Genomic DNA, 1934 nt, shown 5'->3' on the forward strand with positions numbered 1-1934 from the left:
TCGGAAGCTCGCCAGTGATTTGACAATACTCGCTGCAAGTGGTGAACGAATTTGTTGTAACCGCTTGGCGAGAGATTGTGGGCTTTGCAGTACGCCACATACCAACTGTGCAGATCACTACCAACGTAACTATCGCCACCCGATCTCAAACAGCGATCTACAAACGAACGGACGCTATCCCCTAGAATTGCGCCGTCTTGTTTCAACGCGACAATTGACGGGTTGGTTGATGGTACGAGCAAAATGCGATTGCGTTCTGTCTTGTCCATTGATAGCGCCCAACCAGCGATCGAACCCAGCTCTGCCGATAGTTTGCGGCCTAGCTCCGGATCTTCGATGCTTGCCGTTCGGGCGCGGGTTTGCAACGGAATGCAGCGCCTGTCCCAACCATCGCCACTGTTCTCCGTTTGGATGTGTTCGACGGAGGCGATCGCAAATCGCACGTTCCATTTTTTTTGGTAAGCCGATGCCGAAAATAGAGCGCGTCCCGAAATGCCGCCATTGTCCACCAATTCGTAAAAAGCTTTGAGTCCGCTAAGAAAGCCGCCAGCATCGGGGATGTAAAACAAGGATTTACCAGTTAATAATTGATGCCGACCTTCAGGTTTTGTCAGTTCGGTCAAGCTATTGGAACTAACGCTGTTTTCTTCGCCAAGTAAGTTTGCCCAAGTCCGCAGCATCACGCCTTTCCCGCTACCGCTATCCCCAATCAAGTAAGCAAATTTCCCGTAAGGTGCGGTTGGGTCTAAGTACATCGAAGTTACGGCCCTGATGACTTCTATCTGTTCGACACCGTAGGCAGAAAGTATGAATTGCTTAAATTCGGCTGGACATTCTGACCCCGGCACATAATCGCAGGGCGAACAAGAAAGCAGGTAATGTTCCTTGTCGTGTGGGAACAGTTCGCCAGTTCTCAAATCCACAGTGCCGTTGGAGAATGATTTGAGGTGGTTCCGAGAAGTGTCAACCTTCTGGTGCAGCACCTTCCGGCAATATTTTAAAGCCGAATCTAAGAATTTGTTAGTGCCGAACTTAAACTTTTTGCCGACTTCTGCTGTTTCGTAGCAATTCTCAGTAAAGTCGCCGATGAGTTTGTTCACGTCCGCTTCATCTTGGAACTGCCAATAGCGCCCGTTCCATTGGTAGAAAGCATCGTTGACAACTATCCAATCATCTCCGAATAAATTCTTGAGGCAGTGTACCTCAAACGTTGTGGACTTGGAGACTAAGTATTTGTCTCTAGTTCCACCACTGCCGCCGTCGCCTCCAAAGGTTTTTGATTCCCAGTCCTTAAAAGTAACGGACGTGGCCAGCACTTTTCTAAAAGCTTCAATGCTCTTTCGTTGAATCAAATCGTCCATGCCTTTTGTCTCGCCTTCGGTGCCCGCATCCCAACCTCCAGTTGCACTGTAGACCGGAACGTCGAACTTGAGCAACTGTAGACCGAGTTTCCTCTGTTCCCAGGTGACGTTTGGGTTGGTGGCGGCGTCGGCATCGAAGGCAAAGATAAACCCGAAGCCGGCACGGGCGTACTTTTCTAAAGTTTCGACCAAGTAGCGCTTGCCTTGAATGTCTCCTTTTTTAGAGGTTAGACCCATTGAAACGCCCAGCAGTGCAATAGTGGGGATGTCGTTAGCGCACCCAGCGATTCCTTTGAACGGGCCTTCAGTGAGGACAATGCACGGATGGTCGTTGATGCGGTAGCAGTGCTGCTTGAGATTTTCGGGTTCCCAGTAGTTTTTGTCGGTGGGATGCTGCGGCAAGAATGCGTCGTATTCACCCACTGGTGTGCGATATTTGGGCGCTTTCTTGCAGCTTTCTGATTTCCAAGGCTTGTCCGGTCTGAATTGGAATTGTGTGGTTTTTCCCACAAACAGGATACCGCCAGACTTCGCCGCGTAGCCCAAGTAAACTGATGCCTCATCCGCAGATAC

General features: G+C 49.9%; 1 protein-coding gene. It reads right to left on the minus strand.

What is annotated here, in order from left to right:
• On the minus strand, positions 1 to 1934 hold a 1934-nt coding region (locus QUA38_RS28640; RefSeq protein WP_333167853.1), incomplete at both ends, for a DUF3854 domain-containing protein.

Source organism: Microcoleus sp. Pol12B4 (assembly GCF_036701385.1).
In the GTDB taxonomy this organism is placed as follows: Bacteria; Cyanobacteriota; Cyanobacteriia; order Cyanobacteriales; family Microcoleaceae; genus Microcoleus.